The organism is Streptomyces sp. NPDC059003, assembly GCF_042740445.1.
Taxonomy (GTDB): Bacteria; Actinomycetota; Actinomycetes; order Streptomycetales; family Streptomycetaceae; genus Streptomyces.
Genome location: NZ_JBHYJH010000001.1, coordinates 177677 through 203963 on the forward strand (window position 1 = coordinate 177677; position 26287 = coordinate 203963).

A 26287-nucleotide genomic window follows, 5' to 3' on the forward strand; every position below is an offset into this window, starting at 1 on the left:
CACGGGCGGCGCCGGTCAGGCCCGGGCCCAGCCCACGTGCCCGTCGGGGCGGATCAGCGCCGAGCCCACGCCCACCCAGTCGGGACGGTCCCCGACCGGCGGCCCCTGGTGGACGACCACGTCCGCCGAGGGGCCGTCGGCCTGTCCGGCGAAGTCGAGCAGCACGGGACGGCCCACGCGCAGCAGGTCGAACAGGGTCAGATCCGGGGCGAGTTGAAGGTTCGGCGCGCGGCGGCCCGTCAGCGGGTGCGCGTCGTCGTCCGCGACGCGGGTCTCGTACGCGGCCGTGTGGGCCGTGTCGTACGCGACCCCGAGGCCCGAGAGCCCCTCGGCGAGCCGCCGGGAGAACGCGGGCACGGTGGCGATGGCCCCGCTGAGCACCTCGCGCAGGGCGAGGCCGTCGCTGGAGTAGGCGGCCATCAGGGCCGTCTGGGCGCGGGTGGTGGTGAGCAACTCGGCGCCGACCGGGTGCCGTTCGCGGTGGTAGGTGTCGAGCAGCGCCTCCGGGGCCGCGCCGCGCAGGACCGCGGCCAGCTTCCAGCCGAGGTTGGCGGCGTCCTGCACGCCGACGTTGAGGCCGACGCCCCCGGCGGGGAAGTGCATGTGGGCCGCGTCGCCCGCGAGCAGGACGCGGCCCTTGCGGTACGTCGCCGCCTGCCGTGCCGCGTTGCCGAACCGCGAGAGCCAGCGCGGGTCGCGCATGCCGAAGTCGTCCCCGGCGATGCGGACGACGTGGGCGCGCAGCTCGTCGAGGGTGAGCTCGCCGGGCCGGTCGGCCCCGTGGCCGTCGGGCGCGTGGCCGACGAGGCGGTGCACGCCGCCGGGCAGCGCGACGCACATCAGGCCGCCGTGGGCGGTGGACAGGCTCAGCAGGGGCGCGGCGGGCGGCGCGTCGAGGACGACGTCGCCGAGCCAGGCCCAGAGCGTGGCGTCGGTGCCGGGGAAGTCGATGCCGGCGGCGGCGCGCACGGTGCTGCGGGTGCCGTCGCAGCCCACGACGTACGCGGCTTCAAGGGCGCACGCGCCCTCGGGGCCCGTGGCGTCGACGCGGACGCCGGACGCGTGCTCGGCCAGGCCGGTGAGGCGGTGGCCGCGCCGGATGTCGGCGCCCGCGGCGCGCGCGTGCTGTTCGAGCAGGGCTTCGGTGCGGGCCTGCGGCAGCGCGAGCGTGAACGGGTACGGGGTGTCGAGGACGCGGAAGTCGAGGCGGTCGTCGAGTCCCGCGAAGTGCCCGTCGGGGATGCGCAGGCCCTCGGCGAGGAACGGTTCCACGGCGCCGCGGAGGGCGAGGACCTCCAGGGTGCGCGGGTGCACGGTGAGCGCCTTGGAGTGCGGTGACGGTGCGGCTCGCGGCTCCAGGACGGTCACCGGCACGCCGCCCAGGCGCAGTTCGGCGGCCAGCCACAGGCCGACCGGGCCTGCTCCCGCGATGACGACGTGCTTGCTCGGGTGGTCTGTGTGCACGGGCACTCCTCCGTTACGTCCGCCAGGCATACTTGGTCACTGACCAAATAGGGATGGCGTCAGTAGACTAGGTCAGTGACCAAAAAGCAAGCGCCCGCCGTGCGGGCCGCGACCCCCTCACGGACCGAGAGCGGCTACCGCGCGGGCCTCACCCCCCACGCCGTCGCCCGTGCCGCCCTCGGCCTGCTCGCCGACAAGGGTGCCGACGGCGTCTCCGTGCGCGGCACGGCGGAGCGGCTCGGGGTGCGGATGAACACCGTGCTGTGGCACGCCAAGACCAAGACCCGGCTGCTCGAGCTCATGGCCGACGCGATCGTCGGGGAAGTGTCCCTCGACGGGCTGCCCGCGGAGTGGGACGCGCGGGTGCGCGAGCTCATGCGCCGCTACCGTCGGGTGCTGCTCGGCCACCGGGACGGCGCCCGGATCGTGACCGGCACCTACGCGGCCGAACCGGCCACGCTGCGCTTCGCCGAGACGCTCACCACGGCGCTGCTCGACGGCGGGCTCGCCCCCCGCGAGGCCGCGTGGACGGCGTGGAACCTCCAGTACTTCGTGCTGGGCCTGACGCAGGAGGAGCAGTCCGTGCCGGACGCGGGCGACCAGCGCTTCGTGCGGGCGCTCGCGGAGGGTGACTATCCGTCGCTCGGCCGTCTTGCGGCGCACCTCGGCGACGCGTCGTTCGACGGCCGGTTCGACCACGGCCTCGGCCTGCTGCTGGGGCCTGGGCGTCCCTGACGCCCGCCGGGGTCCGGGCGTCCCTGACCCCCGGACCCGCGTCCGTCCGCTGGGCCTGCCCGGCGCGCCTCAGGCGTCGTCGGCGGCGGCCCGCAGCGCCGCGATGTCGAGCTTCTGCATCGTCAGCATGGCCTGCATCGCCCGCTGGGCGCGGGCCGGGTCCGGGTCGGCGATGAGCGCGCCGAGCCCGTCGGGGACGACCTGCCAGGACAGGCCGTACTTGTCCTTGAGCCAGCCGCACTGGCCCTCGGCGCCCCCGTCCGCCGTGAGCTTCGACCAGTAGTGGTCGACCTCGTCCTGGTCCGCGCAGGCGATCGACAGCGAGATCGCCTCGTCGAAGGTGAACTCGGGCCCTCCGTTGATCGCCGTGTAGGGCTGGCCGTCCAGCTCGAAGTCGACGGTCAGGACCGTACCGGCCGGGCGGGGCGCGCCTTCTCCGTAGTACGACACGTTGGTGACCTTGGAGTTCGGAAACACCGACACGTAGAACTCGGCGGCTTCCAGGGACTGCGTGTCGAACCAGAGGTTGGGGGTGATCCTGGGCATGGTGCTCTCCTGTCGTCCGGGCGGTGGCACGCCGGCGTGTCCTCCGTCACCTGTACGACCGTCGCCCCGGCGCGAACTCATCGCCACCGGAGCGGCCCGCCTCAGTCGTGCGGCACCACCGCGATCGGGCACGGCACGTGGTGGACGGCCGAGTGCGCCGTCCGGCCCAGGTGCGGGCCCGTCGCGGAGCGGCGGCCGACGACCAGGAGCGAGGCCCCGGCGGTGGCCTTCAGGAGGTGGTGGCCCGGACGACCGAAGACCGCCTGCTCCACGACGTCGACCTGCGGGTACTTGTGCCGCCAGGGCTCCAGGGCGGCACTGAGCCGCCGCCGGGCGCGCGTCTCCGCGTCGGCCACGTCGGTCAGCTCGTCCGGGATCACGAGGCGCGGCACCTGGGCGGAGAGCGGCGGCACCGCCCAGGCGTGCACCACGTGCAGCGGCGCCCGGCGGACGGCCGCCGCGTCGAAGGCGTACGCGATCAGCGCGTCCCCCGGACCGGCCGGATCGAGGCCGAGGACGACCGGCCGGTAGGGCGTGGTGTGCGAGGGCGCGCCGTCGGGGTCCGGCGCGTGCGCGTCCTCGGGCCGCTCCCCCGCGCGCACGAGCACCACGGGCCGCTCGGCGCGGGCGGTGACCGCCGTGGCCACCGACCCGACGAGGAACCCGGCGAAGCCGGTCAGGCCGCGGGAGCCCAGGATCAGGGACTCGGCCTCGGCGTTGGCGGCGAGCAGCGCGGGCACCGCGGGCCCGGCCGACTCCTTGCCGTGGATCTCGAGGGCCGGATGGGCGTACGACAGGCGGATCGCCGCCCGGTCGAGGGCGCCGCGCGCCTGGTCCGCCGCTTCCGTGAGGCGGCGGACCCGGGCGGGCTCGGCGGGGCTGACCCCGGCGTGCAGCAGGCGCAGCGGCACCCCGTGGCGCAGCGCTTCGAGGGCCGCCCAGCCCGCGGCGTCCATGCTCGCGCGGGAGCCGTCGATGCCGACGGTGACCACGCGCGGCGTCGCGCCCCGGGCGGAGCGGCGGCGGGCGCGCGGGCCGGTGCGGGCGGGGGGCGGTGTGCGGTCACGTGTCATGGCGTGTCCAGCGCTCGGTGAGCGGTCAGTAGGGCCACGACCAGTCCGCGACCTCCGGCAGGTCCGTGCCGTGCTCGCGGATCCAGGCGTGGTGACGCGTGCGCGTGTCGGCCATCTGCTGGCGCAGGCCGGTGGCGCGCACGGACAGGTCAGGTACGCGGTCGATGACGTCCATGACCAGGCGGTACCGGTCGAGGTCGTTGCGTACGACCATGTCGAAGGGCGTGGTGGTCGAGCCCGTCTCCTTGTAGCCGCGCACATGCAGCTGGGCGTGGCCCGCGCGGCGGTAGGCGAGGCGGTGGATCAGCCACGGGTAGCCGTGGTACGCGAAGATCACCGGCTTGTCGCGGGTGAACAGCGCGTCGTACTCGAAGTCGGCCATGCCGTGCGGGTGTTCCTCGCGCGGCATCAGACGGGCGATGTCGACGACGTTGACGACCCGCACCGCGAGCTCGGGCAGGTGCTCGCGCAGCAGGGCCGTGGCGGCGAGCACTTCCTGCGTCGGCACGTCGCCCGCGCAGGCGAGGACCACGTCCGGGTCGCGCAGGCCGTCGTCGGTACCGGCCCACTCCCACACGCCGGCGCCGCGCGCGCAGTGGGCGCGGGCCGCGTCCAGGGACAGCCAGTCGAAGCAGGGCTGCTTGCCCGCGACGACGACGTTCACGTAGTCCCGGCTGAGCAGGACGTGTTCGGCGACGGACAGGAGCGTGTTGGCGTCCGGCGGCAGATAGACGCGGACGACCTCGGGGCTCTTGTTCAGGACGTGGTCGACGAAGCCGGGGTCCTGGTGCGAGAAGCCGTTGTGGTCCTGGCGCCAGACGTGCGAGGTGAGCAGGTAGTTCAGGGACGGGATCGGGGCCCGCCACGGCAGCGCGCGGGCGGTCTTCAGCCACTTGATGTGCTGGTTGACCATGGAGTCGACGATGTGCACGAACGCCTCGTACGAGGAGAACAGGCCGTGGCGGCCGGTGAGCAGATAGCCCTCCAGCCAACCCTGGCAGAGGTGTTCGGAGAGCACTTCCATGACGCGGCCGTCGGCGGCGAGGTGTTCGTCGGTGGGCAGCTCCTGCGCCTGCCAGGCCTTGCCGGTGACGGTGAAGAGCGCGGCGAGGCGGTTGGACTCGGTCTCGTCCGGGCCCACGACGCGGAAGTCGCGGCGGTCGGCCGTGTCCGCCATGACCTTGGCGAGCAGACCGCCGAGCACCCGGGTCGGCTCGTGCAGCGCGGTGCCGGGCTTGTCGACGGGGACCGCGAAGTCCTCCAGGGGGCGCAGCGGCAGGCTGCGGGTGAGCAGGCCGCCGTTGGCGTGCGGCGTCGCGCCCAGGCGGCGGTCGCCTTCGGGGACGCACTCCAGGACCTGCGGGGTGGGGCGGCCGTCGGCGTCGAACAGCTCCTCGGGCCGGTAGGAGCGCAGCCAGGCCTCCAGCTGCCGCAGGTGGTCGGGGTTCTCGCGCACGCCGGGGAGCGGCACCTGATGGGCGCGCCAGGTCCCCTCGACCGGAGCGCCGTCGACGCTCGCGGGCCCGGTCCAGCCCTTGGGCGTGCGCAGCACGATCATCGGCCAGGGCGCGTGCCGTCCGCGGGACTTGGCGGAGCGGGCCTCCCGTTGCACGCGGGTGATGCGGTCCACGGCCTGGTCGAGCGCCTTGGCGAGGTCGCGGTGGACGGTGCGGGGGTCGTCGCCGCCGACGTGCAGGGGCTCGTGGCCGTAGCCGCGCAGCAGGGAGTCGAGTTCGGCTTGGGGGATGCGGGACAGGACCGTCGGGTTGGCGATCTTGTAGCCGTTCAGGTGCAGGATCGGCAGGACCGCGCCGTCGTGCACGGGGTCGAGGAACCTCGCCGAGTGCCAGGACGCGGCCAGCGGTCCGGTCTCCGCCTCGCCGTCCCCGATGACGCAGGCGACCAGCAGGTGCGGATTGTCGAACGCGGCGCCGTAGGCGTGCGCGAGCGAGTAGCCGAGCTCACCGCCCTCGTGGACGGACCCGGGCGTCTCGGGCGCCACGTGGCTGGGCACGCCGCCGGGGAACGAGAACTGCCGGAACAGCCGCGCCATGCCCGCCGCGTCCCGCGTGATGTCCGGGTACGTGTCCGTGTAGCTGCCCTCCAGCCAGGAGTTGGCGAGCACCGCGGGCCCGCCGTGCCCCGGCCCCCACACGCACAGGGCGGCCAGATCGCGCTCCTTGACGATCCGGTTGAGGTGCGTGTGCACGAGGTTCAGGCCGGGCGACGTGCCCCAGTGGCCGAGGAGCCGCGGCTTGATGTGCTCGGGCTTCAGCGGCTCGGTCAGGAGCGGGTTGGCGAGCAGATAGATCTGGCCCGCCGCGAGGTAGTTGGCGGCACGCCAGTGGGCGTCGAGGGCGGAGAGGTGGTCCTTGGCCATGGGAGTACCTCTTTTCTGACGGGGGTGGGATGGGGTTCTTTTCTGACGGGGTACGGCGGGATTCTGCGACGACGTGGTCCGGCTCCGGGAGAGTCGGCTTCTCGGGGTGCGGGCTTCACGGAATGAGGGGTGCGGGCTTCACGGAGTAACGGAATAGGGGATTCCCGGAGTGTGGGCGGGTTCCCCGGAGAGGCCGGATCAGACCGGCCTCTCCGGAGAGGGCGCCACAGACGGCAGGGCGCCTCGGAGGGCGCGGGGCCCGGCCGGGGCAGCCGGGCCGCGTCAGCTGTGGGGCACCACGGCCACCGGGCACCGCGCGTGGTGCAGGACCGTGTGGTTCACCGAGCCGAGCTGCATGCCGACGGTGCCGGTGCGGCGGCGGGCGCCGACGACGAGCAGGTCGGCGGTGGCGGCCGCGTCGAGCAGGGCCGTGCGGGGGCTGCCCTCGACGGCCCTGCGGTGGACGGCGACGCCGCTGGGGGGACGTATGGCGCCGCTGAGCGCCCGCTCCAACTCCCGTTCCGCGCGCAGCTGATGCGGGTCCTGTTCGTCGGCGGCACGCGGCCGGTCCGGCACCTCGTGCGCGGGGCAGCGCCAGGAGTGCACGGCTTCGAGGTCGGCGCCGCGCTGCCGCGCCGCGCGCACGGCGAAGGCCAGGGCCGCACCCGCGTCCCCCGCCTCGTCGACGCCGACGACGACACGTCCGAAGCCCCCGCTGACGTTGCGCTCGTCGCCGCGCACCACGTGCACCGGGCAGTGGGCGTGGCCGGCGACCGACAGGCTGACCGAGCCGAGCAGCAGCCCGGCGAGTGTGCCGCGGCCCCGGCTGCCCACGACCACGCCGCTCGCCGTGCCGCTCTCGCGGATCAGAGCGGCGGCCGGGTCCTCGTCGAGCACCTGGCTCGTGACCTTGGCGGAGGTCGAGCGGCTGTAGACGCGCTCGGCCGCGTCGGCGAGCACGCGGTCCGCCTGGGCGCGCACGGAGGCGCGGTTGATGCCGAAGGACGGTTCGCGCCCCTCGTACCACTCCCAGCTCGACGCGTGCACGATCCGCAGCGGCACCGCCCGGCGCACGGCCTCGTCGACCGCCCAGTCCAGGGCCCGCAGGCTCGGCTCGGAGCCGTCGACGCCCACGATCAACGGTTGCTCCACGGGTCATCTCCCCTTTCGTCGTCCACCTGGCCGCCCCGGTGCTCCCGCACAGCCGGGAACCCGCGGCACCTGTGGCCACGACGGTGGCACCGAGCCGACGACGACGGGAGGGGCGAACAGGCCGGTGTGCGAGGGCCACCCGGCCCCTGTGCGCACGCCCGCACGCCCCCGTGCCCGACATGGAACGCCGTGCGCCCCTACTTCCGGGCGTGCACGCCCCCGGTCCACTCCTCGGCGAGGACGGACCACACCTCGCTGTCGTGCCGGACGCCCCGGTACGCGTACTGCTGCCGCAGGACGCCGTCGCACGTCATCCCGAGCCGGCGGGCCGCCTCGCCGCTGCGCTTGTTCGCCGGGGTGGTCCGCCACTCCACGCGGCTCATCCCGCGCTCCCGGAAGGCCCAGTCGATCAGGATCCGGCTCGCGCGGTGCACCAGGCCGTGCCCCTCCCCCGCCGCCTCCAGCCAGCAGCCGACCTCGCAGACGCCCTGGGCTGCGTCGAAGCGCGTGAACATGACCCCGCCCACGAGGACGCCGTCGCGCCAGATGCCGTAGATGCGGGCGCCGTCCTCGGCCTGGCCGTCGGCGAAGCCCTGCAGGACCTTGGTCGCGGACTCCAGGTCGGTGCTGCGCGTCGCCCACGGGATCCACGGGTCCACCGTGGGCCGGGCGCGGTCGATGTGGTCGAGGAACTCCTGTGCCTGCCAGGGTTCCAGGGGGCGCAGCTGGGCGCTGTCGTCGAGGGGCAGGGCGAACACGGGATCCTCCGTCGGGGTGTGCCGCGCCCGGGGGCGCGATGTGCATAACGAGCGTTCGGTACGTATCGTAGCCCCATGCCTCCCGCTCCTGTCGATCATGAATCCCGCCGCGAGGACGTCTCCCAGGCGGTGTGGCGCATCCTGGCCGCCAAGGGGTTCGGCGGCCTGACGCTGCGCGCCGTGGCGGCCGAGATGGGCGTCTCCACGGGGCTCCTGATGCACTACTTCCCGACCAAACGCGCCCTGGTCGCCCACGCCTTGGAGCTCCTGGAGAAGAGCAGCGCGGAGCGCCCCCGGCGCGACCGCCCCCAGGAGGGCCTTGCCGCACTCCGCGCGGTCCTCCTCGACACCCTGCCGCTCGGCAAGGAGAACGCGGCCCGCAACCGGATCTGGGTCAGCTCATGGGACCAGGCCCTCGCCGACGACGGCCTCCGCGCGGACCAGGCGGAGCGCTACGTCCGCATGCGGGCCGCGCTCCGCCCCCACCTGGTAGCGGCCCGCGCCCTCGGCGAGATCCCCGACGCACCGGATGTCGACCGGCTCGCCACGGCTGCCGTCGCCTTCATCCACGGCCTGGTGGTCCAGGCGCTTTTCGACCCGCGGCGCTTCCCCGCGGACACGCAGACCGAGATGGTCGACGCCTTCCTGGCCACGCTCCGCAAGGGGTGAGCGCCCCGGGAAAAGCCCGCACCGTGACGAGGTGACGGTGTGTGAGGTCCCGCCGAACGCCGGACGGGGCGGCGTGTGCGCCGGATAATGGTGAACATGCCAAACAACGAGGGTGGATGGCGGCCCCGGGGATACGACGGGCCGGGGTGGGAGCCACCGAAGAACCCGCCTCCGGGCCCGCCCCGGAACGACGGCGGCGGCCCCGGAGGGCGCTCCCGCTGGAGCGTGCCGGGCGTGATAGCGGTGATCGCGGTCGCGATCTGGTCCCTCCTGGCCTACCAGTGGACCGAGCAGAACGACTGCGAGCTGGCGGAGTCGTTCGGCCTGGTCCTCTCCCACGGCACGCCGGATCCTTGGGAGCGGTGCGGAGACTAGGAGGCGGGGCTCCAGGGGCGCGGGCCGCCCCTGGACCTGAGAGGGCCGCGCGTCACTCCCCTTCGAGGTTCCCCTCCGTCTCCAGGTACGCCTGCCGCAGGGCGTCGAGCACCGCCGGGTCGGGCTTGGCCCACATGCCCCGCGACTCGGCCTCCAGGAGGCGTTCGGCGATGCCGTGCAGGGCCCAGGGGTTGGCCTGCTGCAGGAACTCCCGGTTCTCGGGGTCGAGTACGTAGGTCTCGGTGAGCTTGTCGTACATCCAGTCGGCGACCACGCCCGTCGTCGCGTCGTAACCGAAGAGGTAGTCCACGGTGGCGGCCAGCTCGAAGGCGCCCTTGTAGCCGTGCCGGCGCATCGCCTCGATCCACTTCGGGTTGACGACCCGGGCGCGGAAGACGCGGGAGGTCTCCTCGACCAGCGTGCGGGTGCGGACCGTCTCGGGCCGCGTGGAGTCGCCGATGTACGCCTCGGGGGCCGAGCCGCGCAGCGCGCGGACCGTCGCGACCATGCCGCCGTGGTACTGGAAGTAGTCGTCGGAGTCGGCGATGTCGTGCTCGCGGGTGTCCGTGTTCTTCGCCGCGACCGCGATGCGCTTGTACGCCGTCTCCATCTCGTCGCGCGCGGGGCGGCCGTCGAGCTCACGGCCGTAGGCGTAGCCGCCCCACACCGTGTAGACCTCGGCGAGGTCGGCGTCGGTGCGCCAGTCGCGGGAGTCGATGAGCTGGAGCAGTCCGGCGCCGTAGGTGCCGGGCCGGGAGCCGAAGATGCGGGTGGTGGCGCGGCGTTCGTCACCGTGAGCGGCCAGGTCGGCCTGGACGTGGGCCCGCACGCGGTTGGCCTCCGCCGGTTCGTCGAGCCCCGCCGCCATGCGCACGGCGTCGTCGAGCAGCCCGATCGTGTGCGGGAAGGCGTCGCGGAAGAAGCCCGAGATGCGCAGGGTGACATCGATGCGGGGGCGGCCGAGCTCCTCGTACGGAATGGGTTCGAGGCCGGTCACCCGGCGCGACGCGTCGTCCCAGACCGGGCGGATGCCGAGCAGCGCGAGGGCCTCGGCCACGTCGTCGCCCGCCGTGCGCATGGCGCTGGTGCCCCACAGGGAGAGCCCGACGGACGTCGGCCAGTCGCCGTGGTCGGTGCGATAGCGCTCCAGGAGGGAGTCCGCGAGGGCCTGGCCGGTCTCCCAGGCGAGGCGCGACGGCACGGCCTTGGGGTCGACGGAGTAGAAGTTGCGGCCGGTCGGGAGCACGTTGACCAGGCCGCGCAGCGGCGAGCCCGAGGGGCCCGCGGGGACGAAGCCGCCGTTCAGGGCGTGGACGGCGTGGTCGAGCTCCGCGGTGGTCGCGGCCAGGCGCGGGACGACCTCGCGGGCCGCGAAGTCCAGGATGCGCGCCACCTGTTCGCCCTGGTCAGCCGGTACGGCAGCCGGGTCCCAGTCGGCGGCCTCCATCGCCTCGACCAGGGCGCGGGCCTGCTCCTCCGCCGCGTCGGCCGTCGTGCGGGTGGCCGCCGACTCGTCCAGTCCGAGGGCCTCGCGCAGGCCGGGCAGGGCCGTGGTGCCGCCCCAGATCTGGCGGGCGCGCAGGATGGCGAGGACGAGGTTGACGCGGTCGGCGCCGGCGGGCGGGGCGCCGAGGACGTGCAGGCCGTCGCGGATCTGCGCGTCCTTGACCTCGCACAGCCAGCCGTCGACGTGCAGCAGGAAGTCGTCGAAGCCGTCGTCGTCGGGACGGTCGTCCATGCCGAGGTCGTGGTCCAGCTTCGCGGCCTGGATGAGGGTCCAGATCTGGGCGCGGATCGCCGGGAGCTTGGCGGGGTCCATGGAGGAGATCTGGGCGTACTCGTCCAGGAGTTGCTCCAGGCGCGCGATGTCGCCGTAGGAGTCGGCGCGGGCCATCGGCGGGACCAGGTGGTCGACGAGGGTGGCGTGGACGCGGCGCTTGGCCTGGGTGCCCTCGCCCGGGTCGTTGACCAGGAACGGGTAGACGAGCGGCAGGTCGCCCAGGGCCGCGTCCGGGCCGCAGGCCGCCGAGAGGCCCGCGTTCTTGCCGGGCAGCCACTCCAGGTTGCCGTGCTTGCCGAGGTGGACCATCGCGTCCGCGCCGAAGCCGCCGTCCTCGGCCGTAGCGGCGATCCAGCGGTAGGCCGCCAGGTAGTGGTGGGAGGGCGGCAGGTCCGGATCGTGGTAGATGGCGATCGGGTTCTCGCCGAAGCCGCGCGGCGGCTGGATGAGGATCAGCAGGTTGCCGAAGCGCAGGGCGGCGAGGACGATGTCGCCCTCCGGGTTGCGGCTGCGGTCGACGAACATCTCGCCGGGCGCCGGGCCCCACTGCTCCTCGACGGCCACGCGCAGCTCCTTGGGCAGCGTGGCGTACCAGCGCCGGTAGTCCGCCGCCGGGATCCGCACCGGATTGCGGGCCAGCTGCTCCTCGGTGAGCCAGTCCTGGTCGTGGCCGCCCGCCTCGATCAGCGCGCGGATCAGCTCGTCGCCGTCACCGGACGCGAGCCCCGGCACCTCGGCGTCGGTGCCGAAGTCGTAGCCCTCGTCCCGCAGGCGGCGCAGCAGGGCCACCGCGCTCGCGGGCGTGTCGAGGCCGACCGCGTTGCCGATGCGGGAGTGCTTGGTCGGGTACGCGGAGAGCACGAGGGCGAGGCGCTTCTCGGCGGCCGGGATGTGCTTGAGGCGGGCGTGGCGCACGGCGATGCCTGCGACGCGGGCCGCGCGCTCGGGGTCGGCGACGTAGGCCGGGAGGCCGTCGGCGTCGATCTCCTTGAAGGAGAACGGCACGGTGATGAGGCGGCCGTCGAACTCGGGCACGGCGATCTGGCTCGCGGCGTCGAGCGGCGACACGCCCTCGTCGTTCTCCTCCCACGCGGCGCGCGATCCGGTCAGGCACAGGGCCTGGAGGATCGGCACGTCCAGGGTGGTCAGCGCGCCCGCGTCCCAGGACTCGTCGTCGCCGCCCGCCGAGGCCTCGGCGGGCTTGGTGCCGCCCGCGGCGAGGACGGTGGTGACGATGGCGTCGGCGGTGCGGAGCGCGTCGATCAGCTCGGGCTCGGGGGCGCGCAGGGACGCGACGTACAGCGGCAGCGGGCGGGCGCCCGCGTCCTCGACGGCGTCGCACAGGGCGGCGACGAAGCCGGTGTTGCCGCTCATGTGGTGGGCGCGGTAGTAGAGCACGGCGACGGTCGGTCCTTCGACGCCCTCGCGGGGCGTGCGCTCCAGCGGTCCCCAGGTGGGGGCGGGCGCGGGCGGCTCGAAGCCGTGGCCGGTGAGCAGGACCGTGTCGGAGAGGAAGCGCGCGAGCTGCTCCAGGTTGGCCGGGCCGCCGTGCGCGAGGTAGGCGTGGGCCTCGGCGGCGATGCCGACGGGGACGGTGGAGGCGGCCATGAGCTGGGCGTCGGGGGCCTGTTCACCGGTGAGGACGACGACGGGGCGGCCGTCGGCGAGGAGCAGGTCGAGGCCCTCCTGCCAGGCGCGGATGCCGCCGAGGAGGCGGACGACGACGAGGTCCACGCCGTCGAGCAGCGCGGTGAGGTCGTCGAGGGCGACGCGGGCCGGGTTGGCGAAGCGGTAGGTCACGGGACCGGTGGCCGCCCGGGCGCTGAGCAGGTCGGTGTCGGACGTCGACAGGAGCAGGATGCGGGGAGACGAAGCGTCGGGGGTGCGGTCCCCGGATGCAGGCAGCATGCGGCGTCTGGCCTTCCTCGGGGTCCGCGCCCCGGGCGGTGTGTGACGGCGGGAGTTCCTGGCTCGTCCGGCCCCTGGGGGCCGGACTCACAGTGGCGGGACCGCGCCGGATTCACACCGGGCTTCCTCCCCTGTCGCCGTCATAGCGATGGCGGACCGGATGGTCCACCGAGCAGCATAGTAAGGGGCACCGCGACGGCGCGGGGCGGCTGGCCCGTGTGATCCACGGGACGTGGGGCCGGTGTGATGGTAGGTATGCTCGCCGCCGTGACCACGCCTCCCCTCCCCTCATCGCCCCAGGCCACGGTGGCCGCACGGGACCGCGGTGACGCCTGCCCGGGGGCCCTGCGGCTGCACTCCGCGCACGACGGCGCGCTCGCCCGCGTCCGCCTCCCCGGCGGCGTGCTGACCGTCCGGCAGGCGGAGGCGCTCGGCGACGCGGCACGGCGCCTGGGCGACGGTGAACTGCATCTCACCTCGCGCGGCAACGTACAGCTGCGCGGTCTGGGCGACGCCTGCGGCACGGACCTTGCCGCGCTCCTGGACGCGGCCGGGCTGCTGCCCTCGCCCGCGCACGAACGGGTGCGCAACGTCGTCGCCTCGCCCCTGTCCGGTCTCGACGGGCGCGGCCTGCGGGACGTACGGCCGTGGCTCGCGGCCCTCGACGCGTCGCTGTGCGCCAGCGCGGCCGCGCAAGCGCTGTCGGGGCGGTTCCTGTTCGCCCTGGACGACGGGCGGGGGGACGTGGCCGGGCTCGGTGCCGACGTGACCCTGCGGGCCGTCGCGGACGGTGCCGCGCTGCTGAGCCTCGGGGCGGCCGACGAGGCGCTGCGCCTTGCCGGTGAGGACGCGCCCCGCGCCGCGCTCGTGGCCGCCGAGACGTTCCTGCACGCGGCGCGCGAGAGCGGCGCGCAGGCCTGGCGCGTGGCGGACCTTCCGCTCGCGGACGGCGCGTTGACGCGTCTGGTCCACCGTCGCCTGACGGCGGAGGGCATCAACTGCGCCCGCGGGGACACCACTTTGCCCGGCGCCGACGGCGGACCGGCTCCCGGCGTCGTCGGCGACGCCCTCTCCGTGCACGCCCCCCTCGGCCGCCTCTCGCCGCTCCAGTGGCGCGAGTTGACGTACCTCGCCGCTCGGACCGCCACCGGCGAGGTGCGCCTGACTCCCTGGCGCGGCGTCATCGTCCCCGCGCCGGGCCTGAGTTCCGTCCGGGCGCGCGAGGCACTCGACCGCCTCGCCGCCACCGGCCTCGTCACGGACCCGGCATCGCCGTGGCTGCGGGTCGGCGCCTGCATCGGCCGGCCCGGATGCGCCAAGTCCCTTGCGGACGTGCGGGCGGACGCGGCCCGGACCCTCGCCGCGGTCCCCTCGGCCGGGCTGCCCCTGTACTGGTCCGGCTGCGAACGCCGCTGCGGGCACCCCACGGGTGATCGGATCGACGTCGTGGCCGCCGCCGAGGGCTACCGGCTTTCGGTCACCGCGCGGGGGCGCGACCCGCGCACCCTTTCCCTCGACGCCCCCACTCAACTCGCCACCGCCCTGGCGGCGATCACTTCATGACCCCTCCAACGACTACGCCGACTACGACGACCGAGAGCAGCGAGAACAGCACCGTGACCACGTACGACTACGAGAAGGACGGCGCGGCCATCTACCGCCAGTCCTTCGCCACCATCCGGGCGGAGGCGGACCTCGCGGCCCTGCCCGCCGACGTCAGCCAGGTCGCGGTCCGCATGATCCATGCCTGCGGGATGGTCGACCTGGTCCGCGACCTCGCCCACACCCCGGACGTGGTGGCCCGGGCCCGCGAGGCCCTGCGGGCGGGCGCGCCCATCTTCTGCGACGTCCAGATGGTGGCGAGCGGCGTGACCCGCAAGCGGCTGCCCGCGGACAACGACGTGCTGTGCACGCTCTCCGACCCGGCCGTGCCGGACCTCGCGGCGAAGCTCGGCACCACGCGCAGCGCCGCCGCCCTCGAACTGTGGCGCGACCGCCTCGAAGGCTCCGTGGTCGCCGTCGGCAACGCGCCCACGGCCCTGTTCCGCCTCCTGGAGATGATCGAGGACGGCGCGCCCCGGCCCGCCGCCGTCATCGGCGTGCCCGTCGGCTTCGTCGGCGCCGCCGAGTCCAAGGACGCCCTGGCCGCGCACCCCTCGGGCCTCGAGCACCTGGTCGTACGGGGCCGCCGAGGCGGCAGCGCCATCGCCGCCGCCGCCCTCAACGCGATCGCGAGCGAGGAAGAATGAGCGCCAAGCTGTACGGAGTGGGGCTCGGCCCCGGCGACCCGTCACTGATGACCGTGCGGGCCGTCGAGGTCATCGCCGAAGCGGACGTGATCGCCTACCACAGCGCCCGGCACGGCCGGTCCATAGCGCGCTCGATCGCCGAGCGGCACCTGCGCGCCGACCACATCGAGGAGCCGCTGGTCTACCCCGTCACGACGGAGACCACCGACCACCCCGGCGGATACCGGGGCGCCATGGAGGAGTTCTACGCCGAGGCGGCGGCCCGGCTCGCCGTGCACCTCGACGCGGGCCGCACCGTGGCGGTCCTCGCGGAGGGCGATCCGCTCTTCTACGGCTCGTACATGCACATGCACAAGCGGCTCGCCGACCGCTACGAGACCGAGGTCATCCCCGGGGTCACGTCCGTGTCCGCCGCCGCGGCCCGCCTGGGCGCCCCGCTCGCCGAGGGCGAGGAGGTCCTCACCATCCTGCCGGGCACCCTGCCCGAGGAGGAGCTGACCGCGCGGCTCGCCGCGACGGACTCGGCGGTGGTCATGAAGCTGGGGCGCACCTTCCCCAAGGTGCGCCGGGCCCTTGCGGATTCGGGGCGCCTGGGCGAGGCCCGGTACGTGGAGCGGGCCACGATGGCCGGGGAGCGCACCGCCGAACTGGCGGACGTGGACGCGGAGTCGGTGCCGTACTTCGCGGTGGCGGTGCTGCCGAGCCAGGTCGACGCCGCGCCGCCGGAGCGGGAGCGCGGCGAGGTCGTCGTGGTCGGGACCGGTCCGGCCGGTCCGCTGTGGCTGACGCCCGAGTCGCGCGGCGCCCTGGCCGCCGCCGACGACCTGGTCGGCTACACCACCTACTTGGAGCGGGTGCCCCGGCGCCCGGGTCAGGAACGGCACGGCTCGGACAACCGGGTGGAGTCGGAGCGCGCCGAGTTCGCCCTCGACCTGGCCCGGCGCGGGCGGCGGGTCGCGGTGGTCTCCGGTGGCGACCCCGGCGTCTTCGCCATGGCGACGGCCGTCCTCGAAGTCGCCGCGCAGCCGCAGTACCAGGACGTGCCGGTGCGGGTCCTTCCGGGCGTGACCGCGGCCAACGCGGCCGCCGCCCGCGCGGGCGCCCCGCTCGGCCACGACTACGCCACGATCTCCCTGTCCGACCGGCTCAAGCCGTGGGAGGTCATCGCCGGGCGGCTGCGCGCGGCCGCCGCGGCGGACCTGGTGCTCGCCCTGTACAACCCGGGATCGCGCAGCCGCACCTGGCAGGTGGGCAAGGCGCGCGAACTGCTCCTTGAGCACCGGGCGCCGGACACCCCGGTCGTGGTCGCGCGGGACGTGGGCGGCCCGGGTGAGCGCGTGCGGATCGTCCGGCTCGTGGACCTGGAGCCGGACGAGGTCGACATGCGCACCGTCCTGCTCGTCGGGTCCTCGCAGACGCAGGTGGTGCGGCGCGGGGACGGCCAGGAGATCGTCTGGACGCCGCGGCGGTATCCCGAGGCGTGAGGGGGCCGTGCGTCGGGGGGCCGCGCCTCGCTGTCACGGAAGGACGTGTCCCCCTCCCGGGGCGGCGCAACTCCGCGTCGCGAAGGCGCGGCCCGGCCGCCCCGGAAGCCGCGGTCAGCCCGTGGAGGTCATGCCGCCCCAGTCGATGCGCCCGGTGACCCAGCGGACGGCGTCCGCCGGATCGGCCACGACGGGGACGCCCTCGGGCATCGGCGGCCTGCGGACCACGACCACGGGCAGTCCGGCCTCGCGTGCGGCCGTCAGCTTCGGCGCGGTGGCGGCGCCACCGCTGTCCTTCGTCACCACCACGTCGACGCGATGGCGGCGGATCAGCTCGCGTTCCGCGTCGAGCGTGAACGGGCCGCGGTCGAGCAGCACTTCCATCCGGGCCGGGTGCGGGGCCTCGGGCGCGTCGACCGACCGCACGAGGAACCACAGGTCGTCCAGGGCGGCGAACGCGGCGAGGCCCATGCGTCCGGTGGTGAGGAACACCCGTCGGCCGAGGGCGGGCAGCAGTGCGGCGGCCTCCTCCAGGGAGCCGGCCTCGTGCCAGTCGTCGCCCGCGACGGGGACCCAGCCGGGGCGGCGGAGGGCGAGCAGGGGAACATGGGCCGCGGCGGCGGCCCGTGCCGCGTGGAAACTGATCGTCCCGGCGAAGGGGTGGGTGGCGTCGATGAGCGCGTCCACCCGGTGCTCGCCCAGCCACGCGGCGAGCCCTTCGGTCCCGCCGAAGCCGCCGACGCGGACCTCGCCCGGGGGCAGCCGCGGGCTCGCGACGCGCCCGGCGAGGGAGCTGGTCAGGCGCAGGCCCGGCGTGGCGTGCAGCAGTTCGGCAAGGCGGCGGGCTTCCGTGGTTCCGCCGAGTATCAGTACGTGCATGGAAGTCCAGGTCCGTTCATGAGCAGCGAAGTACAAGGCGTCGGCGACGTACAGGGCGCAGGTGCCGTACGGGGCGCAGGTGCCGTACAGGGCGTGGGCGAGGCGAAGGGCGGCCGCGGCGCCCAACTCAAGCACACCGGCCTGCGGCCCGGCTGGACCACCGGCGCGTGCGCGACCGCGGCCACGACGGCCGCGTACACCGCCCTGCTGACCGGCGACTTCCCCGACCCGGTGACGATCACGCTGCCCAAGGGGCAGACGCCGTCGTTCGCGCTCGCGGCCGAGGAGCTGACGGGCGCGGCCGCGACGGCGGGGGTCGTGAAGGACGCGGGCGACGACCCGGACGTCACGCACGGCGCGCTGGTGCGGGCCACGGTGCGGCGGCTGCCCGCCGGGTCCGGCGTGGTCTTCAGGGCGGGTCCGGGCGTCGGTACCGTCACCCGCCCCGGGCTGCCGCTGGCCGTCGGCGAACCGGCGGTCAACCCCGTCCCCCGCCAGATGATGCGCGACCACGTCGCCCGGGTCGCCGCGCTGCACGGCGGCAGCGGTGACGTCGAGATCACCGTGTCCGTCGACCACGGCGAGGAGATCGCCCGCTCGACGTGGAACCCGCGGCTCGGCATCCTCGGCGGCCTCTCCATCCTCGGGACGACGGGGATCGTGGTGCCGTACTCCTGCTCGGCGTGGATCGACTCCATCCGGCGGGGCGTGGACGTGGCGCGGGCGGCCGGGCGCACGCACGTCGCGGGCTGCACGGGCTCGACGTCGGAGAGGACGGTCGTCGCCGAGTACGACCTGCCCGAGGACGCCCTGTTGGACATGGGCGACTTCGCGGGCGCGGTCCTGAAGTACATCCGCCGCCACCCCGTGGACCGCCTGACCGTCTGCGGCGGCTTCGCCAAGCTCTCCAAGCTGGCCGCCGGGCACCTCGACCTGCACTCCGCCCGCTCCCAGGTCGACAAGGGCTTCCTCGCCGAACTCGCCCGGCGCGGCGGCGCGGACGAGGCCCTGGCCGCCGAGGTGGCCGACGCCAACACCGGGCTCGCGGCGCTCCAGCTGTGCCTGGCCGCCGGGGTGCCGCTCGGCGACCTGGTCGCGGTGGCGGCCCGCGACGAGGCGCTCGCCGTCCTGCGCGGGGCGCCGGTCGCCGTCGACGTGATCTGCGTCGACCGGGCGGGGACGGTGGTGGGGCGCAGCGCGGTGGCCTGAGCGCCCCTGCCCGGCCGACGGGGGTCCCGCGGCCGGATCCGGTTCGTCAGGCGACGGTGAACCACAGGTCCGGGCGTTCCCAGGTGATCTTCGGCGGCGCCGGGGCCACCGTGCCCACTCGCTGGGCGCCCATGCTCCGGTAGAACCCCTCGGCCGGAGGGTTGGACACCACGCGCACACCGGTCAGCCCCGCCTCCCGGGCCCCGTCGAGCATGTGATCGATCAGGAGCCGTCCGATGCCCTGGCCCTGGAGGTCGTCCGCGACGAACGCCAGGTCCAGCTCCGGCGGGTCGAGGACCAGCGAGTAGAAGCCGAGCAGGCGCCCGGCTGCGTCCTCGGCCAGGTGGACCGCGTGGCGGGCGATGTAGTCGGCCTCGACGCGGTAGCCCGCGATGATCCGGGCGTACTCCCCCTGGTAGGCGGCGGAGGCGTGGATCAGCGCGGTGAGCCGCTCCGCGTCCGGCGCGGCGGCGCGCCTGATCTCCACGGATGCCCGCTCGGTTCCCACGGATGCCCGCTCGGTTCCCACGGATGCCTGCTCGGTCCCCACGGATGCCTGCTCGGTCCCTATGAATGCCCGCTCAGCAGACATGGCGCTCCCTCTCCGGCGAGTACAGGTGGCTGTCGCGGAACTGCTCCGCGCCCAGGGTCCGCCCGACCATGATCACGGCGGTGCGCACCACTCCGGCGTCCTTCACCTTCGCGGCGATCTCGTCGAGCGTGCCGCGGATGACCAGTTCGTCGGGGCGTGAGGCGTAGGCGACGACCGCGGCGGGGCAGTCGGCGCCGTAGTGCGGGCGGAGCTCGTCGACGACGCGGTCCACGAACTTGGCCGCCAGGTGCAGCACGATCAGGGCGCCGCTGCGGCCGAGCGTGGCCAGGTCCTCGCCCTCGGGCATGGCGGTGGCGCGGTGGGCGACACGGCTGAGGATCACGGTCTGGCCGACGGTCGGCACGGTCAGCTCCCGCTTCAGCGCCGCGGCCGCCGCGGCGAAGGCGGGCACTCCGGGCACGACCTCGTAGGGCACGCCCGCCGCGTCGAGACGTCGCATCTGCTCGGCGACCGCGCTGAACACGGACGGGTCCCCGGAGTGCAGCCGGGCCACGTCGAGCCCGGCCTCGTGGGCGCGGACCAGCTCGGCGGTGATCTCGTCGAGGGTGAGCTGCGCGGTGTCCACCAGGCGTGCGTGCGGCGGGCATTCGGCGAGGAGCTCGCGCGGCACCAGGCTGCCCGCGTACAGGCAGACCTGGCACGCGGCGAGCGTCCGGGCGCCGCGCACCGTGATCAGGTCGGCGGCGCCGGGTCCGGCGCCGATGAAGTACACGGTCATCTGTCTGCTCCTACGGGGTCAGCGGGTCGTTCGGCCGTCTTCTGCACGGCCCATTGGGTCACCGGCATCGCCTGCCGCCACCCGGTGAAGCCGCCCACCGGCACCGCGTGCGCGACCGCGAGCCGCACCAGGTCGCCGCCGTGGCGACGGTGGGCGGCGGCGAGCACCGCTTCGGACTCCAGCGTCACGGTGTTGGCGACCAGGCGCCCGCCGACGGGCAGCGCCTCCCAGCAGGCGTCGAGCAGGCCGGGGGCGGTGAGCCCGCCGCCGATGAACACCGCGTCGGGCGGCGGGAGTTCGGCGAGGGCCGCGGGTGCGGCGCCGGTGACGACGCGCAGGGCGGGGACGCCGAGGCGGTCGGCGTTGCGCGTGATGCGTGCGGCCCGTTCGGGGTCGCGCTCGACGGTGACCGCACGGCACGAGGGGTGGGTGCGCAGCCACTCGACGGCGATCGATCCGGAGCCGCCGCCGACGTCCCACAGCAGTTCGCCCGGGGCGGGGGCGAGCGCGCCGAGCGTGGCGGCGCGGATGTGCCGCTTGGTGAGCTGCCCGTCGTGCTCGTACGCCGCGTCGGGGAGCCCCGGCACGGCGCCGAGCCGCAGGGCGTCCGGCGCGCGGCGGCACTCGACGGCGACGACGTTCAGGGCGGCGCCGGGCTCCTGCGACCAGTCGTCGGCCGCGGCCTCGTCGGTGAGGCGTTCCGCCGCGCCGCCGAGCTGTTCAAGGACCCGCATCCGGCTGGGCCCGAAGCCCCGGTCCCGCAGCAGGGCGGCGACGGCGGCGGGCGTGCCGGCGTCCGCGCTGAGCACGAGCAGCCTGCGGCCCTGGTGCAGGGCGGCGGCGAGGCGGGCGGCCGGGCGCCCGACGAGCGTGACGACCTCCACGTCCTCCAGCGGCCAGCCGAGGCGAGCGCAGGCGTGGGAGACGGAGGACGGGTGCGGCAGGACGCGCAGCGCGCCGGCCCCGAGCTCCTCGGTGAGCGCCCGCCCGATGCCGTAGAACATCGGGTCCCCGCTGGCGAGGACGGCGACGCGGCGTCCGGCGTGGGCGGCGAGCAGCCGGGGCACGGCGGGGCGCAACGGCGAGGGCCAGGCGACGCGCTGCCCGGCGCACTCCGGGGGCAGCAGGTCCAGTTGCCGCGGCCCGCCGATCAGCACCTCCGCGTCGCGCAGCGCCCGGCGGGAGGCGTCCGGTATCCCCTCCCAGCCGTCGGCCCCGATGCCGACGACGGTCACGGCGGACGGTCCTGGTCGTGCGGTGTTCACTGCTCGGTACCTCGGGGTTCGGGGGCGAAGGAAGCGCACTCTACTGGGCGCTGACCAGGGCGCCTTCGGTCGGGTGGGGTGCCGGAGCACCGGCAGCCGGTGCCGGTGCCTCTGCCGGCCGGGGCTCCGCCCGCGTCCGGCGCCCACCCGCGTACGGCACCCACCCGGGTACGGCACCTACTGCACCGGCAGCCGCTGCCCCCGCTCGGCCTCGGGCCGCGGGCCGAAGATGCGTCGCTCCGCGGCCGTGATCGGCACTTCGTTGATGCTGGCCTCGCGGCGGGCCATCAGGCCGTCCTCGGTGAACTCCCACAGCTCGTTGCCGTACGCGCGCCACCACTGGCCGTCCGCGTCCTGGTACTCGTACTGGAAGCGCACCGCGATCCGGTTGCCGCGGAAGTCCCACAGCTCCTTGCGCAGGGCGTAGTCGCGCTCGCGGGTCCACTTGTCGTGCAGGAAGTCCACGATCGCGGCGCGGCCGGTGACGAACCGGTCGCGGTTCCGCCAGACCGAGTCCTCGGTGTAGGCGAGGGCCACGCGCTCGGGGTCGCGGGTGTTCCAGGCGTCCTCGGCGGCCTGCACCTTCTGCAGGGCCGTCTCCTCGTCGAACGGGGGGAAGGGCGGGCGTGGCGCCATGTCGGGCTCCTTCTCGTTGTCGTCACCCATGGAGAACCGTGGAGAACCATCGTTCTCCCGGTGCTCACCACCCTAGAGAACGCACGTTCTCCTGGCTAGTGCTTTTGCCACCGGGGCACGGCGCCGGCGCCCTGCGGCGCGCGGCCCACCGCCGGGGCGCTCCCCCGGCCGCCCGGGACCGGAGAGGTACGGTGGCTCCTCGGATCAGTGAGGAGGGCTTCGGCCGATGGACAGCACAGTCGCCAGGGAGCGGGCGTTGGACGCGGCTGAGGGGCTGTTCTACCAGCGGGGCATCCAGACCGTGGGCATGGACGACATCCGCACGGCATCGGGCGTCTCGCTGAAGCGCCTCTACCAGCTGTTCCCCGCCAAGGAGCGGCTCGTCGAGGCGTATCTGGAGCGACGCGACGTGCGGTGGCGGGAGCGCCTCACCGCGTACGTGGAGGCGTACGAGGACCCCGAGCGGCGCGTCCTCGCGGTCTTCGACTGGCTGGGCGAGTGGTTCGCGGAACCCGACTTCAACGGCTGCGCCTGGATCAACTCGTACGGGGAGCTCGGCGCCACGTCGGAGCCGATCGCCCGCCAGGTCCGGCTGCACAAGGCGGCGTTCCAGGACCAGGTGACGGAGCTCGTGGTGCGGGCGGGGCTGCCCGCGGGCCTGGGCGGACAGGTCTTCCTGCTGGCCGAGGGCGCGATGGTGACCGCCGCGATCACCCGCAGCGCCGAGCCCGCCGCGCAGGCGGCGCGGGCCGTCGAGCTCCTGATCGCGGCCTGCCGCCAGGGCGAGGCGACCGCTCCGCGCGCCTGAACGACCACCGGCACCGGTCGACCTCGCGGTGGTGACGAAGGCCGAGGGCGCCCCCCATCGTCACCGCAGCCCCCGCAACCCCCGCAGCCCCATAAGGAATCGCACAATAATTCCCTCGAAAAAGACGGGTACAGGAAAGGGCTTTCGTCGCTACACTCGCTCACCTGGATATCCAGACTTGGGGGTTCTGGAGTCCTGGGGGGTTGATGACATGACGGATGATCCGTCTTCGTATGACTCACATTCTCGGCGTACGCGCCGTCTTCGGCCGTGGTCACCGGAAGTTCAGCCGGACGCCACGGAACTCATCGTAGGAGTTCTCGAACTGCTCGGCAGCGCGGCGATCAAAAGGGCACAGGTGCCACGCCCGCTGCATGTGGACGTCCTCAGCTTCGACGAGATAGTCCGCTATTTCGTCGAGGAGCGCCCTCCGGTGCCGCAGGTGCACCACGGCGCCCTCCTCACCCAGGCGGGGTCCCCTTCCAGGATTCCCTGCCTCCAGTTGTTCGTCGACCGGGCGAACCGGCCGTGCCTGATGCCCTCAGGGGCGCCGTACGGCAGGTACGTGGTGGCGCGGCAGCTGGACGTGGAGCTCAGGAACATGCTGGCCGGGCGGAAACTCATCATCTTCGAGTAGCTCCACGGAGATCCACGCAGGTCCAGGTAGATCCAGGTAGATCCACGTAGCTCCGCGCAGGAGGAATCCATGTGGAAATGGGTGGCTCTGGCCGCCGGGGCGGCCGTCGCGGCGACCCTGCTTCTCGCCGCCCTGCGGGCCCATAACAAGCGCCGCGCCGACCGGCGGATCGACAGCGCAGAACTGAACCGGTGGTTCCGGCGCCACGGGTGAGCAGAAGCACATGAAAAACAGTCAGAAACGAACAGTGTCGAAGGCGGAAAAAATGGATCCACTCTCCCTCATCGCCGCGATCGCCTTCTTCGGGTATATCGCAGTGGTGATCGTGTCCATCACCGTGGAAATCATCACGGAATGGTTCCGGGCCCGTGGCAGGATCAAGGCGTCGAGCTCGAATGCGATCGCCTTCTCGCTCGCGGAGCGCATCGCCAACAAGGACTACGCGAAGGTGAGCGGCGTCTTCGACAAGACGCCCGCGAGCGCGACCACCCGCATCGTGCAGGGCTTCTTCGACGAGCGCACCGGCCGGGTGATCGAGGCCCGCGCGCTCGCCAGCGCACGCCAGCCCGACGCCGATGTGGTGTACAACCACCAGGCGGGCCGCGGCCTCGTCGTCTATACGTGAGGGACGCCGGTGGAACCCATCAGCCTCATCCTGCTCCTCATGGCGGGCGGTTTCGCCGCGGGAGCCGTACTGGCCCAGGTGACCTGGGACATGGTGGACTCCTGGGTCTCCGCGCAGGCCATGCGGGGCGGCTACGCGGAGATCCTGTCCAACCGCCTGGCCACCGGTGACTACCACGTCGTCGGCGGGGTCTTCGCACCGAACGGCGTCATGACGGCCACGCAGATCTGGGACGCCCACGCCCTCGATCCCGAACTCGCCCGCAGGCTCCGCACGTCGGGGGGCGTCATCCGTGTCCACACCTGAGCAGGGCCGGAAGGCGCCCGACGGTGACTCCTGGTCCGCGCCGCGGCTCTTCCTGAGCGGCTTTCCCGCGCACGTGCCGGAGCAGGAGCTGGTGAAGTTCCGGGTGCGGCTCTTCGCGCTGCTCGGCGACGTCATCAGCCGGTACCGGCCCGGCCCGTTCACGATCAGCGCGGGATACGGTGACCTGCCCGCCGTACCAGGGCAGTTCACGCCCGGACAGCCCGCTCCGGGACAGCTCGCCCCGGGGCAGTCCGCGCCGGGACAGTCCGCGCCGGGACAGGAACCGGACGAGCACGAGCACCGCCCCGCCTTCTCGACGGTCGAGCCGCTCTACCGCTTCGACCAGCTGGTGCTGCCCGAGGCGACCACCAGTCGTCTGCTCGACTGCGTCTCGCTCGTCGAAGTGGCCCCGCTCGTCTTCGACACCTGGAACCTCCGCTCGATCGAGCCCAACCCGTCCACGGCCGTCAACTTCCGCGGCCCGCCCGGGACCGGGAAGACCATGGCCGCGCACGCCATCGCGCACCGCCTCGGCCGGCGCGTCCTGTCCTGCCGCCTGTCCGACCTGGAGAGCAAGTACCACGGCGACGGGCCCAAGAACCTGTCGGCCCTGTTCGCCACGGCCAAGGAGCAGAACGCCGTCCTGTTCATCGACGAGGCCGAGTCGCTCCTGTCGCGCCGGTTCGCCCAGCCCCAGCAGGCCGCGGAGAGCGCCATCAACTCGATGCGCACGGAACTGCTCATCGCCCTCGACACCTTCCAGGGCCTGGTGATCTTCGCCAGCAATCTGCCGCACAGCTACGACACCGCGGTCGAGTCCCGGCTGCTGCACGTCGACTTCGACCTGCCCGACCGCGAGGCGCGGCGCCAGATCTGGCGGACCCATCTGCCCGCCGAACTGCCGGTCGCCGACGACGTCTCGCTCGACGAGCTCGCCGATGTCGCCGACGTCTCCGGGCGGGACATCAAGATGGCGGTCATCCTCGCGGCGGTCAGCACGGCGAGGCGTCACCACGACGCCCTCACCCGCGACGCGCTGCTCGCCGCCCTCAAGGAACAGCGCGCGCCCGCGCCACCGGATCCCGCGGCGGCCGTGGAGGCGGAGGAGTCCGAACTCTCCGCGGAGGACAAGGAGTCGGTCGGCGAACAGCTCCGCCAGCGACTGGCCGACCGCTGACCCCGTGCGGCGAGGCCCGCGCTCCGTGCGACGCCCGCTGCCCCGCGCGGCCGAGGCCCACTGTCCGTACGGCCGCGGCCCCACACCCGGCCGACCCGCTCAGCCGCCGAGCAGGTCGGCCACGCGCAGGGCCGCGGCCGTACGGAAGCGCACCTCCACCCGCCCCGACCGGGTGTCGTCCAGCGCCCCGGCGTCGTAGGTGAGGCAGAGTCGGCCCGGATCCTCGGCCGTGGCCTGGACCAGCTTCCGGTACGGGCCGTCGAGCGGGATGTCGATGTGCTTGCTCCTCTTGACCCACACCACCAGGCGGCCGCCGGTCACGGCGATCGCGCCGGAGATCAGCTCCTTGCGGTACGAGATCCGGGTGAGCCGCGCCCGGTAGTTCCGGAAGGTGATCGACCCGAGCAGCCCTTCCTCGAGAAGCACGAGCCCCTCGGCCTCCAGTTCGGCCCGCAGCGGGGCGGCCATCCTCCCTGGGCCGAGCAGCAGGCGGAGTACGCGGTTCACGATGCACCTCCAGGGTGCGTGCCCGGGCATGTCATCAGAGCGCAGTGTGGTGGTGCCCTCCGGCGCGGCGGAACATACCCATCCGGGCCCGGCCCCCGCCTATTCCGTGAAGGCCGACAGGGGGAGCTGCGCGGTCCGCCCGTCGCGGTGGCGCAGCAGGACGCTTCCGCCCGACAGGTCGGCGATCACGGTGCACAGGGTCATCAGGGGGTCGGTGCCTGCCGCGGTGCGGTGGACGCCGTGCGGCAGCGGAGCCGAGGTGAGGGCACCCATGAGCCAGTCCGCGGTGACGGCTCCCCCGGGCGGCTCCAGGGCGGCCAGGACCCGCCCTCCG

Annotated in this window: 26 protein-coding genes, 1 pseudogene and 1 riboswitch; of the genes and pseudogenes, 13 read left to right on the top strand and 14 right to left on the bottom strand. The window is 74.1% G+C overall.

The window, feature by feature from the left end; translation table 11 throughout:
• Positions 1-15: 15 nt before the first annotated feature.
• Entirely contained in the window at positions 16-1464 is a 1449-nt protein-coding gene (locus tag ACFWZ5_RS00760; protein WP_384785902.1) for an FAD-dependent monooxygenase, read from the bottom strand.
• A 75-nt stretch (positions 1465-1539) separates the two neighbouring features.
• On the opposite strand from ACFWZ5_RS00760, the gene ACFWZ5_RS00765 reads away from it, so the two are divergent.
• Positions 1540-2199, top strand: a complete 660-nt coding sequence (locus ACFWZ5_RS00765) for a TetR/AcrR family transcriptional regulator C-terminal domain-containing protein (RefSeq protein ID WP_384785905.1) — start codon at positions 1540-1542, stop codon at positions 2197-2199.
• 69 nt (positions 2200-2268) lie between these two features.
• Here ACFWZ5_RS00765 and ACFWZ5_RS00770 read toward each other — a convergent pair whose 3' ends face one another.
• The 5 genes and pseudogenes from ACFWZ5_RS00770 to ACFWZ5_RS00790 all read right to left on the bottom strand — a co-directional run bounded on the left by ACFWZ5_RS00770 (position 2269) and on the right by ACFWZ5_RS00790 (position 8108).
• On the bottom strand, positions 2269-2745 hold the full coding sequence (locus ACFWZ5_RS00770; RefSeq protein ID WP_384785908.1) for a VOC family protein: 477 nt from the start codon (positions 2743-2745) through the stop codon (positions 2269-2271).
• Positions 2746-2846: 101 nt separating this feature from the next.
• Positions 2847-3818 (bottom strand): universal stress protein, encoded by a 972-nt coding sequence (locus ACFWZ5_RS00775; RefSeq protein WP_384785911.1) that lies wholly within the window; start codon positions 3816-3818, stop codon positions 2847-2849.
• A 25-nt stretch (positions 3819-3843) separates the two neighbouring features.
• Positions 3844-6231: pseudogene (locus tag ACFWZ5_RS00780) on the bottom strand (phosphoketolase); the annotation flags it as partial.
• A 249-nt stretch (positions 6232-6480) separates the two neighbouring features.
• Entirely contained in the window at positions 6481-7350 is an 870-nt protein-coding gene (locus tag ACFWZ5_RS00785; protein WP_384785914.1) for a universal stress protein, read from the bottom strand.
• Positions 7351-7547: 197 nt separating this feature from the next.
• Positions 7548-8108, bottom strand: coding sequence for a GNAT family N-acetyltransferase (locus ACFWZ5_RS00790; protein WP_384785917.1), 561 nt, complete (start codon positions 8106-8108; stop codon positions 7548-7550).
• 75 nt (positions 8109-8183) lie between these two features.
• Between ACFWZ5_RS00790 and ACFWZ5_RS00795 the strand changes: the two genes are divergently transcribed.
• Positions 8184-8777 (top strand): TetR/AcrR family transcriptional regulator, encoded by a 594-nt coding sequence (locus ACFWZ5_RS00795; RefSeq protein ID WP_384785920.1) that lies wholly within the window; start codon positions 8184-8186, stop codon positions 8775-8777.
• 96 nt (positions 8778-8873) lie between these two features.
• Entirely contained in the window at positions 8874-9152 is a 279-nt protein-coding gene (locus tag ACFWZ5_RS00800) for a hypothetical protein (RefSeq protein ID WP_384785923.1), read from the top strand.
• 52 nt (positions 9153-9204) lie between these two features.
• Here ACFWZ5_RS00800 and cobN read toward each other — a convergent pair whose 3' ends face one another.
• Positions 9205-12840: a cobaltochelatase subunit CobN gene (gene cobN / locus ACFWZ5_RS00805; protein WP_384890058.1), complete on the bottom strand. Its 3636-nt coding sequence runs from the start codon at positions 12838-12840 to the stop codon at positions 9205-9207.
• Between the two features lie 46 nt (positions 12841-12886).
• A riboswitch (cobalamin riboswitch) is annotated at positions 12887-12999 on the bottom strand.
• 96 nt (positions 13000-13095) lie between these two features.
• Here cobN and cobG point away from each other — a divergent pair.
• Genes cobG through ACFWZ5_RS00820 form a run of 3 tightly spaced genes read left to right on the top strand, consistent with a single transcriptional unit; the run spans position 13096 to position 16573 of the window.
• The gene (cobG, locus tag ACFWZ5_RS00810) at positions 13096-14403 is read left to right on the top strand and encodes a precorrin-3B synthase (RefSeq protein WP_384785929.1); all 1308 of its coding nucleotides are present in this window, start codon (positions 13096-13098) and stop codon (positions 14401-14403) included.
• A complete protein-coding gene (locus tag ACFWZ5_RS00815; RefSeq protein ID WP_384890060.1) occupies positions 14400-15089 on the top strand; it encodes a precorrin-8X methylmutase in 690 nt (229 codons plus the stop codon). The genes cobG and ACFWZ5_RS00815 overlap by 4 nt, the downstream gene beginning before the upstream one ends.
• On the top strand, positions 15086-16573 hold the full coding sequence (locus ACFWZ5_RS00820) for a precorrin-2 C(20)-methyltransferase (RefSeq protein WP_384785936.1): 1488 nt from the start codon (positions 15086-15088) through the stop codon (positions 16571-16573). The genes ACFWZ5_RS00815 and ACFWZ5_RS00820 overlap by 4 nt, the downstream gene beginning before the upstream one ends.
• A gap of 114 nt (positions 16574-16687) precedes the next feature.
• On the opposite strand, the gene ACFWZ5_RS00825 is transcribed toward ACFWZ5_RS00820, so the two are convergent.
• The gene (locus ACFWZ5_RS00825; RefSeq protein WP_384785939.1) at positions 16688-17452 is read right to left on the bottom strand and encodes a cobalt-precorrin-6A reductase; all 765 of its coding nucleotides are present in this window, start codon (positions 17450-17452) and stop codon (positions 16688-16690) included.
• An 18-nt stretch (positions 17453-17470) separates the two neighbouring features.
• Between ACFWZ5_RS00825 and ACFWZ5_RS00830 the strand changes: the two genes are divergently transcribed.
• Positions 17471-18661 carry a cobalt-precorrin-5B (C(1))-methyltransferase gene (locus ACFWZ5_RS00830; protein WP_384785942.1) on the top strand — a complete coding sequence of 397 codons (1191 nt, stop codon included), beginning with the start codon at positions 17471-17473 and terminating at the stop codon, positions 18659-18661.
• Between the two features lie 46 nt (positions 18662-18707).
• Here the strand turns inward: ACFWZ5_RS00830 and ACFWZ5_RS00835 are convergent, their stop codons facing one another.
• The 4 genes from ACFWZ5_RS00835 to ACFWZ5_RS00850 form a co-directional block, all read right to left on the bottom strand.
• Entirely contained in the window at positions 18708-19253 is a 546-nt protein-coding gene (locus ACFWZ5_RS00835) for a GNAT family N-acetyltransferase (protein WP_384785945.1), read from the bottom strand.
• Positions 19243-19992: a precorrin-4 C(11)-methyltransferase gene (gene cobM, locus ACFWZ5_RS00840; protein ID WP_384785948.1), complete on the bottom strand. Its 750-nt coding sequence runs from the start codon at positions 19990-19992 to the stop codon at positions 19243-19245. Before cobM ends, ACFWZ5_RS00835 begins: the two co-directional genes overlap by 11 nt.
• Positions 19989-21257, bottom strand: coding sequence for a precorrin-6y C5,15-methyltransferase (decarboxylating) subunit CbiE (gene cbiE, locus ACFWZ5_RS00845; protein WP_384785951.1), 1269 nt, complete (start codon positions 21255-21257; stop codon positions 19989-19991). The genes cobM and cbiE overlap by 4 nt, the downstream gene beginning before the upstream one ends.
• A gap of 177 nt (positions 21258-21434) precedes the next feature.
• Complete coding sequence (locus ACFWZ5_RS00850; protein WP_384786272.1) at positions 21435-21893, bottom strand: nuclear transport factor 2 family protein; 459 nt, start codon at positions 21891-21893, stop codon at positions 21435-21437.
• Positions 21894-22119: 226 nt separating this feature from the next.
• Between ACFWZ5_RS00850 and ACFWZ5_RS00855 the strand changes: the two genes are divergently transcribed.
• From ACFWZ5_RS00855 to ACFWZ5_RS00880, 6 genes are all read left to right on the top strand, one after another.
• The gene (locus tag ACFWZ5_RS00855; RefSeq protein ID WP_384785954.1) at positions 22120-22701 is read left to right on the top strand and encodes a TetR/AcrR family transcriptional regulator; all 582 of its coding nucleotides are present in this window, start codon (positions 22120-22122) and stop codon (positions 22699-22701) included.
• A gap of 358 nt (positions 22702-23059) precedes the next feature.
• A complete protein-coding gene (locus ACFWZ5_RS00860) occupies positions 23060-23338 on the top strand; it encodes a hypothetical protein (RefSeq protein WP_384785957.1) in 279 nt (92 codons plus the stop codon).
• Between the two features lie 69 nt (positions 23339-23407).
• Complete coding sequence (locus ACFWZ5_RS00865) at positions 23408-23551, top strand: hypothetical protein (protein WP_384785960.1); 144 nt, start codon at positions 23408-23410, stop codon at positions 23549-23551.
• A gap of 10 nt (positions 23552-23561) precedes the next feature.
• Positions 23562-23963, top strand: a complete 402-nt coding sequence (locus ACFWZ5_RS00870) for a hypothetical protein (protein ID WP_384890062.1) — start codon at positions 23562-23564, stop codon at positions 23961-23963.
• Between the two features lie 9 nt (positions 23964-23972).
• Positions 23973-24269, top strand: coding sequence for a hypothetical protein (locus ACFWZ5_RS00875; protein ID WP_384785965.1), 297 nt, complete (start codon positions 23973-23975; stop codon positions 24267-24269).
• The gene (locus ACFWZ5_RS00880) at positions 24256-25446 is read left to right on the top strand and encodes an ATP-binding protein (RefSeq protein ID WP_384785968.1); all 1191 of its coding nucleotides are present in this window, start codon (positions 24256-24258) and stop codon (positions 25444-25446) included. The genes ACFWZ5_RS00875 and ACFWZ5_RS00880 overlap by 14 nt, the downstream gene beginning before the upstream one ends.
• A 99-nt stretch (positions 25447-25545) precedes the next feature.
• On the opposite strand, the gene ACFWZ5_RS00885 is transcribed toward ACFWZ5_RS00880, so the two are convergent.
• Positions 25546-25953, bottom strand: coding sequence for a hypothetical protein (locus tag ACFWZ5_RS00885; RefSeq protein ID WP_384785971.1), 408 nt, complete (start codon positions 25951-25953; stop codon positions 25546-25548).
• A 99-nt stretch (positions 25954-26052) separates the two neighbouring features.
• On the bottom strand, positions 26053-26226 hold the full coding sequence (locus tag ACFWZ5_RS00890; protein ID WP_384785973.1) for a hypothetical protein: 174 nt from the start codon (positions 26224-26226) through the stop codon (positions 26053-26055).
• Positions 26227-26287 lie beyond the last annotated feature (61 nt).

Bases quoted from the DNA above. Each gene is read 5' to 3' on its own strand.
- ACFWZ5_RS00770 (WP_384785908.1), bottom strand. From the start codon at position 2,745: ATGCCCAGGATCACCCCCAACCTCTGGTTCGACACGCAGTCCCTGGAA.
- ACFWZ5_RS00775 (WP_384785911.1), bottom strand. From the start codon at position 3,818: ATGACACGTGACCGCACACCGCCCCCCGCCCGCACCGGCCCGCGCGCC.
- ACFWZ5_RS00795 (WP_384785920.1), top strand. From the start codon at position 8,184: ATGCCTCCCGCTCCTGTCGATCATGAATCCCGCCGCGAGGACGTCTCC.
- ACFWZ5_RS00800 (WP_384785923.1), top strand. From the start codon at position 8,874: ATGCCAAACAACGAGGGTGGATGGCGGCCCCGGGGATACGACGGGCCG.
- cobN (WP_384890058.1), bottom strand. From the start codon at position 12,840: ATGCTGCCTGCATCCGGGGACCGCACCCCCGACGCTTCGTCTCCCCGC.
- cobG (WP_384785929.1), top strand. From the start codon at position 13,096: ATGCTCGCCGCCGTGACCACGCCTCCCCTCCCCTCATCGCCCCAGGCC.
- ACFWZ5_RS00815 (WP_384890060.1), top strand. From the start codon at position 14,400: ATGACCCCTCCAACGACTACGCCGACTACGACGACCGAGAGCAGCGAG.
- ACFWZ5_RS00820 (WP_384785936.1), top strand. From the start codon at position 15,086: ATGAGCGCCAAGCTGTACGGAGTGGGGCTCGGCCCCGGCGACCCGTCA.
- ACFWZ5_RS00825 (WP_384785939.1), bottom strand. From the start codon at position 17,452: ATGCACGTACTGATACTCGGCGGAACCACGGAAGCCCGCCGCCTTGCC.
- ACFWZ5_RS00830 (WP_384785942.1), top strand. From the start codon at position 17,471: ATGAGCAGCGAAGTACAAGGCGTCGGCGACGTACAGGGCGCAGGTGCC.
- ACFWZ5_RS00835 (WP_384785945.1), bottom strand. From the start codon at position 19,253: ATGTCTGCTGAGCGGGCATTCATAGGGACCGAGCAGGCATCCGTGGGG.
- cobM (WP_384785948.1), bottom strand. From the start codon at position 19,992: ATGACCGTGTACTTCATCGGCGCCGGACCCGGCGCCGCCGACCTGATC.
- ACFWZ5_RS00850 (WP_384786272.1), bottom strand. From the start codon at position 21,893: ATGGCGCCACGCCCGCCCTTCCCCCCGTTCGACGAGGAGACGGCCCTG.
- ACFWZ5_RS00855 (WP_384785954.1), top strand. From the start codon at position 22,120: ATGGACAGCACAGTCGCCAGGGAGCGGGCGTTGGACGCGGCTGAGGGG.
- ACFWZ5_RS00865 (WP_384785960.1), top strand. From the start codon at position 23,408: ATGTGGAAATGGGTGGCTCTGGCCGCCGGGGCGGCCGTCGCGGCGACC.
- ACFWZ5_RS00870 (WP_384890062.1), top strand. From the start codon at position 23,562: ATGAAAAACAGTCAGAAACGAACAGTGTCGAAGGCGGAAAAAATGGAT.
- ACFWZ5_RS00890 (WP_384785973.1), bottom strand. From the start codon at position 26,226: ATGGGTGCCCTCACCTCGGCTCCGCTGCCGCACGGCGTCCACCGCACC.